Raw genomic sequence first — 7,076 nt, forward strand, 5'->3', positions numbered from 1 at the left:
AGTGCAGCGCGTCTACCAATTCCACCACAGGGGCTCTTTGGCTGCGTCAATCGACGATCAGCGAAATCGAGGCTCTGTTAGCGAAGAGGCCATGCGCTGGCAACGGCTTTTTCGGGTGAAAGCGCAAGCATCGGAAAATCAGTATGCCAAGCCACCACTCGCGGTCTGATAAAGCCATAGCGGGAAGGCAGCTAACGCCATCAGGCTACCGAGCGGCAGGATGCTGTCCGCTGCAACATTTTCACCGCGTAATCTCCATGAAACCGCCACAAGGATACCCGCCAGACTGGCACCCAGCATGACCAGTGGCAGCGCCGACCAGCCCAGCCAGCAGCCGATCGCGCCCAGCATTCTCGGATCACCGCCGCCAAGGCCTTCTCGTCCCCGGACCATTTTATATATCCTCGCTACAACGGTCAGCGAGACAAATCCTGCCAGCCCGCCGACAAGTCGATCATATATTGGTGGAGGCACCAGCAAAAAACACGCCAGAAGCCCCGAAATCGCAAGCATCGCGGTCAACCGGTCCGGCAACCAGTGGTGCTTTACGTCGAGAGCGGCGAGTGCAAGTAAAAGCCAACCGAAAACCGCGCCCGCCAACCCTGTTGCGCTCGGTGCAGCGGACAGGGCAAGGCCGCCAATCAACCCGGCCGCCAGCTCTATCGCGATATGGTCTTTGGCAATGGGCGCACCACATTGCCGGCATTTGCCCGATTGGAGAAGGAAGCTGACCAAGGGGATCAGCTCCCAGACTTGCAACAGGTGCCCGCAATCGTCGCAAGAAGAACGACCGGCGATGACCGAACGGCCTTCGGGCCATCTGACGATTAGAGTAGCGAGAAAGCTCCCGATGATCAGGCCCAGAAGGATACCGGCTATCGGCAAGAGAAAAGCGGGCAACAAGCGCTCCAATGAAGATTTCAGCTTTCGATTGCCACGACCGGCCCTGCTATTCAATGGCGCAATTGAAAAAGCCGGATGCCGCGCCTATGTGCTTGTCAAGATTCGCGTACGCTCGGAGCTGCGCAACAGACACAGAAAGGCCAATCCATGTCCAATTCCGATCCGATCGTCATACTCTCTTATGCCCGCACACCAATGGGTGGCATGCAAGGCGCGTTAGGCGAAGTCAGCGCCGCTGATCTCGGTGCTGTCGCAGTGAAAGCCGCCGTCGAACGCGCTGGAGTTTCCGGTGGAGATGTCGAACGTATCTATATGGGCAACGTCCTGTCCGCCGGCCAAGGCCAGGCCCCTGCCCGTCAGGCAGCGATTTTTGCCGGCTTGCCGCAATCGGTCGAGGCAACCACGGTCAATAAAATGTGCGGGTCCGGTATGCAGGCTGCGATCATGGGCGCCGAAGCCCTCGCGGCGGGTTCGATCGACATCATCGTTACCGGCGGCATGGAAAGCATGACCAATGCGCCTTATTTGCTGCCCAAGATGCGCAGCGGCGCGCGGCTCGGTCACGCCGAAGCCAAGGATCATATGTTTCTCGATGGCCTGGAAGATGCCTATGAACCCGGACGGGCTATGGGCAGCTTTGCCGAAGAAACCGTCGGCGAATATCAGCTAACCCGTGAAGCCCAGGACGAATATTCGATCGAGTCCCTCGCCCGCGCCAAGGCCGCAGTCGAAGGCGACGCCTTTGATGACGAAGTCGTCGCCGTGGAAGTCAAAACCCGCAAGGGGAACGTCACGGTCGATAAGGACGAACAGCCGCTCAAGGGCAATCCGGACAAAATCCCACAGCTCCGCGCTGCCTTCGCCAAAGATGGGACGATCACCGCGGCAAACGCTTCCTCCATTTCCGACGGCGCGGCCGCCATGGTCCTTACCCGGGCCAGCGTTGCAGATGCAAAGGGTCTGAAACCAGTTGCACGGATTGTGGCCCATGCCGCCCATGCCCACGCTCCCTCCAAATTTACAACCGCGCCGGTTAGCGCGATCAAGAAACTGCTCGACAAGGCTGGATGGTCGGTTGCCGATGTCGACCTCTGGGAAGTCAACGAAGCCTTCGCTTGCGTCGCCATGTTCGCGATGCAGGATCTGGGCATCAGCCGCGACAAGTTGAACGTCAATGGCGGAGCAACTGCGTTGGGCCACCCGATCGGCGCCAGCGGCGCGCGAATCATGGTGACCTTGATAGCGGCATTGAAAAAGCGCGGTCTGAAAAAAGGCGTCGCCGCATTGTGCATCGGCGGCGGCGAAGCGACAGCGGTAGCGCTGGAACTGATCGACTGATCTATTTCAGCGGTTCATCGCCCCAGACGTCGGTGATATTTATATAACCCTGACGACCGGTGACATCGAACAGACACCAGCTTTTTTCGCACAAGGTCAGGCTGCCAACCACACCGGGTTCGGCCAGCCAGATTACCTTGGCATTGGCATCTGGTAATGCGCGCATCGCGACCGGCTTTCCGCTGGTCGCGAGCACCAGGCCCGATCTTGATGCGCTGAGCAGACGCGCGTGCATCCAGCCTTGCGTACCTTCATGATCTTCGACTTTCCGCCATGATTTGTAGCGGGCAAGCACTTTCACCGGCAGCTTCTCGCGCTTGTAGATCCACATGGTGGGATATTCCGTGCTCGGTCCCGTTCGCATCCGCGCTTCCGGTTCGTCGATCGAAGCCCAATAAGGTGGTTCTTGCTGAGCTGCAGCGGGTGCAGAAAGAGATAGGCCCGAAGCCGCAACAAGAATGAAAGCCAGAATACGCATGATGATAGGTTACTCATTCCCCGATTGGTCCCTGCATAGCCCGAAACCAAGGTCCGCTTCAAGCGCCGCCTGCTTGACCTGTAGCAAAATTAGGGCATAGCGATTGCCTATGCCAGACTCATCACGCCCAGCTAATCCCCGTGTCATCATCACTCGCGAATTGGCGGATGCCAATCAGGATCGCATGTGCGAACTGTTTGATGCCGTGCCCAATCGCGCAGACACGCCTTTTTCCCGCGACGACCTGATTGCCGCGATGGCCGATTGCGATGTGTTGGTCCCCACCGTGACCGACCATATCGATGCGGAAATGATTGCGAATGCACCCGACCGGTTGCGCATGATTGCCAGTTTTGGCGCCGGAGTCGATCATATTGACCTCGCAGCCGCGCGGGCAAAGAAGATCATCGTCACGAATACGCCGGGGGTGTTCACCGAAGACACTGCGGACATGACCATGGCGCTGATATTATCGGTGCCGCGCCGTCTGTCCGAGGGTCAGAAGCTGATGCGTTCGGGCCAATGGGAGGGCTGGAAACCATCCGGCATGCTCGGCCATTGCATCGGCGGCAAGAAGCTGGGCATCATCGGCATGGGCCGTATCGGCCAGGCCGTTGCCCGCCGTGCATCCGGGTTTGGCATGTCGATCGTCTATCATAATCGCCGGCAACTCCCGCCAGCTGTAGAAGAATCGCTGCGCGCCAGTTTCGTCGCCGATCTCGAGGATCTGATCCGCGAATGCGACATCATCTCGCTCCACTGCCCGCATACGGCGGAAACTCATGAAATGATCAACGCCGAGCGGATCGGTCAGATGAAGCCCTCCACATATCTGATCAACACTGCGCGTGGTGATCTTATCGATGAGGACGCGTTGATCAAAGCACTGGAAAACGAAAAAATCGGTGGTGCCGGACTTGATGTCTATCAGAGGGAACCGGATGTCGATCCGCGTTTTCTGCAACTGAAAAATACCGTGCTGCTTCCCCATATGGGCAGCGCAACATTCGAGGGCCGAGAGGCATCGGGTGAACGGGTGATTACCAATATCCGCGTCTGGGCCGACGGCCACCGTCCACCGGATCAGGTGTTGGACGGCTGGGTTTAAGCTTTCCGTTGAGTCCCTTACAGGTCTCGACTAGGACTTTTGTACAATTCTGATTCGCAACAGCGAGCGGGCGTAAAAAGATTATGGCGACGGGGAATATCATGAAATATCTGGTTAAATCGTTGGGTGTTTTACTGGCGGCCGGTTGGGCTGCTTCCCCGCTTTACGCACAGCAAGCTATCGATCCTGCCACCACCGATGTCGCCAATAGCGGCGACACCGCCTGGATATTGACTTCCAGCGCTCTGGTCCTGTTCATGACCCTCCCAGGTCTGGCGCTATTTTATGGCGGCCTTGTTCGTTCCAAGAATTTCCTCTCGGTGCTGATCCAGTGCATGGCGGTAGCGGGAATCTGCTCCGTTCTTTGGATTGTCGTCGGTTACACGCTGGCTTTCGGTCAGGTAACCAACGGGTTTCTGGGTAACGGCCTCAACTGGATGTTCGGAAATCTCGGGAATGTCCGGGAAGGCACAGCGATCCCTGAATCCACCTTTGCCCTGTTCCAGATGACCTTTGCGGTGATCACCCCTGCGCTGATGATCGGCGCGTGGGTTGAGCGCGCCCGCTTCGGCTGGGTGGTCGCCTTTTCAGCACTCTGGCTGCTCGTCGTATACGCTCCGGTGACCCACTGGATATGGGGTGGCGGATGGCTCAGCAATCTTGGCGTGCTCGACTTTGCTGGTGGTATCGTTGTGCACACTACAGCAGGCGTTTCCGCTTTGGTTGTCGCGATCATGCTCGGCAAGCGCATGGGATGGCCCAGAACCTTGATGTTGCCGCACAGCCCTGCCCTGACGGTTGCTGGCGCTGCGATGCTCTGGGTCGGCTGGTTCGGCTTTAATGGCGGTTCCGCTTTAACCGCGACCGACGATGCATCGGCTGCAATCATCAACACCCATATAGCCGCATCCACTGCCGCTCTGGTCTGGATATTGATTGAGAAATTCAAAGTTGGGAAGCCAACTGCGGTTGGCGTCGCTACCGGAGCGATTGCAGGCTTGGCGACGATCACCCCTGCAGCCGGCTATGTCGGCCCAGGCGCGTCGATCATCATCGGCGTTGTGGCTTCAATCGTTTGCTTCATGGCAGTCGGCTTAGTGAAAAACGGTTTCAAGATCGACGATAGCCTCGATGTTTTCGCGGTCCACGGCGTCGGCGGAATCCTTGGTAGCCTAATGCTTGCGCTGTTCATCTCGGAGAGTTTTGGCGGGATCGGATACGGCGAAGGCATGGCTTTTGGCAGCCAGTTTGTTGCCCAGCTCATCGGTGTCGGCGCGGTCGCCATCTGGTCAGCGGTTGCCACGGCGATCCTCGGCTTTGGTATCAGCTTCATTCTACCGATGCGGGTCAGCGAAGACGACGAACGCGATGGTCTGGATATTTCCAACCATGGCGAACGGGCGTGGGATCTGGATTGAGGGAAACGCTCCTTCTCCCTCAAGGGAGAAAGACTATCGCTGCTAACTGAGCTAGCCGATCAAACCCAAATGCAAAAACTGGTTGAATTCGGTAGGCTCATAGTCACCGAACCGCTCGCCGTTGGTGAAACCCCGTTTGCGATAGAGGCCTAGCGCAGCTTCGAATTCCGAACCGGAGCCCGTTTCCAGACTCAATCGCAGATAGCCCCGTTTCCGCGCCTCCGAGATTATATGATCGAGAATGGCCAGACCTGCGCCTTTGCGCAGATGGGACGGATCGGTGCGCATCGATTTAATCTCGCCTTGGCCATCGGAAAGATGCTTGAGCGCACCGACGCCCAGCAATTGGCCCTGATCCCAGGCCGTCCAAACCGACATATCGGGAGTCCGCAATCCGCTCAGATCGAGCGCGTAAACGCTTTCCGGGGGCGAGTTTTCCTGCATCCCGACGAGATGCGCAGCCAGCAAGTCCTGAACCTGCTGGCCGCTTAAATCATCGAGTCGGATTTCCAATTTAGTCGCCGGTGAGGATGCGATCCACCAGCTGCTGCACCGTCGGGACAAAGCCGTTGGAGTAGAATGGATCGGTACCAAAATTAAAAGCGCCATGGCCAGCAAACATCAGATGTTCCTCGACCGGTGCGCCATGGACGATTTCCTGCAGACTTTTCTGGATGCAGAAACTGCGCGGATCGGCAAGCCGTCCGGTGCTCCAATTATCATGGTCTTTCCAGGCCGAGAAACCGCAATGCGACAGGCAGCCCATGCAGTCCGCCTGATCCTTGCGGATCATCTTCGACTCTTCGGGCGTAGCAAATATCAGCGTGTTGTCAGGCGTTTTCATCGCCATGGTAAAGCCGAGGCCATCCCATTCACGCGCACGAAGCAGATCGTTGCGGGTCACCCAGAAATTCTTGCCCTTGATGCCGACGTCGAGCTGGTGGGTATGTTCACCTGCTTTCTCCGTCGAATAAGGGATCTGGCGTTCCGACCGGGATTCCAGGCTGCGCAGAAATTCGTTGCGAACGGCTGAACTGTAAAAACCGGTCGGTGAGAATTTATGCAGGAGAATATCCCCTTCCTTGATCTTGGTAAGCTCGCTCTTCCAGCTTTGCGGAATCGGGCTTTCTCTCGTAAGCAAAGGCCGGGTGCCGAACTGGAATGCAATCTGACCCAGCTCTTCGCTGTCGATCCAGTTTTCCCAGTCGCGCAAATGCCAGACGCCGCCAGCCATGATGATCGGCACGCTGTCGGAGATACCTTCAGCGCGCATTGTCTCGCGCAGGTCCTTGACCCGTGGATAGGGATCTTCCGGTTTCCTGGGATCCTCTGCATTGGACAGGCCGTTATGACCGCCCGCCAGCCACGGATCCTCGTAGACCACCGCTGCCATCAGATCAGGAACCTTCTTATAGGCCCGCTTCCACAGCGCCCGGAAAGCGCGGGCGGAGCTGATGATCGGCAGATAATTTACGTTATATTGCTGGGCAATTTCGGACAGTTTGTAGGGCATGCCTGCGCCGCAGGTTACGCCGGCGATCATGCCTTTGGTCTGTTCGAGCACGCCTTCCAATACTTGTTGAGCGCCGCCCATTTCCCAAAGCACATTGATATTGATCGCGCCCTTGCCGTTGGAAATTTCATAGGCCTGTTTGACTTGCGTGACCGCGCCGTCGATCGCATATTGGACCAGTTCCTGATGGCGCTCCTCGCGCTTGCGACCGTGATAGATTTGCGGGATGACATTGCCATGTTCGTCATAGCTGTCCGCGTTGACCGCGGACACTGTGCCGATACCGCCGGCAGCCGCCCAGGCTCCCGAACTAGCGTG

Annotated in this window: 7 protein-coding genes; 3 read left to right on the top strand and 4 right to left on the bottom strand. The window is 57.5% G+C overall.

Annotated features, from left to right (window positions below; all coding sequences use genetic code 11):
- Positions 1-138: 138 nt before the first annotated feature.
- Complete coding sequence (locus V7680_RS14415) at positions 139-900, bottom strand: prepilin peptidase (protein ID WP_335653962.1); 762 nt, start codon at positions 898-900, stop codon at positions 139-141.
- Positions 901-1,050: 150 nt separating this feature from the next.
- On the opposite strand from V7680_RS14415, the gene V7680_RS14420 reads away from it, so the two are divergent.
- Entirely contained in the window at positions 1,051-2,241 is a 1,191-nt protein-coding gene (locus V7680_RS14420; RefSeq protein ID WP_335653963.1) for an acetyl-CoA C-acyltransferase, read from the top strand.
- 1 nt (position 2,242) lies between these two features.
- On the opposite strand, the gene V7680_RS14425 is transcribed toward V7680_RS14420, so the two are convergent.
- Positions 2,243-2,719: an SH3 domain-containing protein gene (locus V7680_RS14425; protein ID WP_335653964.1), complete on the bottom strand. Its 477-nt coding sequence runs from the start codon at positions 2,717-2,719 to the stop codon at positions 2,243-2,245.
- Positions 2,720-2,828: 109 nt separating this feature from the next.
- Here V7680_RS14425 and V7680_RS14430 point away from each other — a divergent pair, with 109 nt between their 5' ends.
- Positions 2,829-3,827, top strand: coding sequence for a 2-hydroxyacid dehydrogenase (locus V7680_RS14430; RefSeq protein ID WP_335653965.1), 999 nt, complete (start codon positions 2,829-2,831; stop codon positions 3,825-3,827).
- Positions 3,828-3,928: 101 nt separating this feature from the next.
- Positions 3,929-5,245, top strand: coding sequence for an ammonium transporter (locus V7680_RS14435; protein ID WP_335653966.1), 1,317 nt, complete (start codon positions 3,929-3,931; stop codon positions 5,243-5,245).
- Positions 5,246-5,296: 51 nt separating this feature from the next.
- Here the strand turns inward: V7680_RS14435 and V7680_RS14440 are convergent, their stop codons facing one another.
- On the bottom strand, positions 5,297-5,758 hold the full coding sequence (locus tag V7680_RS14440) for a GNAT family N-acetyltransferase (RefSeq protein WP_335653967.1): 462 nt from the start codon (positions 5,756-5,758) through the stop codon (positions 5,297-5,299).
- Between the two features lies 1 nt (position 5,759).
- Positions 5,760-7,076, bottom strand: a 1,317-nt coding sequence (locus V7680_RS14445; protein WP_335653968.1) for an NAD(P)H-dependent flavin oxidoreductase, incomplete at its 5' end; no start/stop codon positions are given.

This window comes from Parasphingorhabdus sp., assembly GCF_036963705.1.
GTDB lineage: Bacteria > Pseudomonadota > Alphaproteobacteria > Sphingomonadales > Sphingomonadaceae > Parasphingorhabdus.

Excerpts from the sequence above, each read along its gene's own strand:
- V7680_RS14420 (WP_335653963.1), top strand. The coding sequence starts at position 1,051 with ATGTCCAATTCCGATCCGATCGTCATACTCTCTTATGCCCGCACACCA.
- V7680_RS14425 (WP_335653964.1), bottom strand. The coding sequence starts at position 2,719 with ATGCGTATTCTGGCTTTCATTCTTGTTGCGGCTTCGGGCCTATCTCTT.
- V7680_RS14430 (WP_335653965.1), top strand. The coding sequence starts at position 2,829 with ATGCCAGACTCATCACGCCCAGCTAATCCCCGTGTCATCATCACTCGC.
- V7680_RS14435 (WP_335653966.1), top strand. The coding sequence starts at position 3,929 with ATGAAATATCTGGTTAAATCGTTGGGTGTTTTACTGGCGGCCGGTTGG.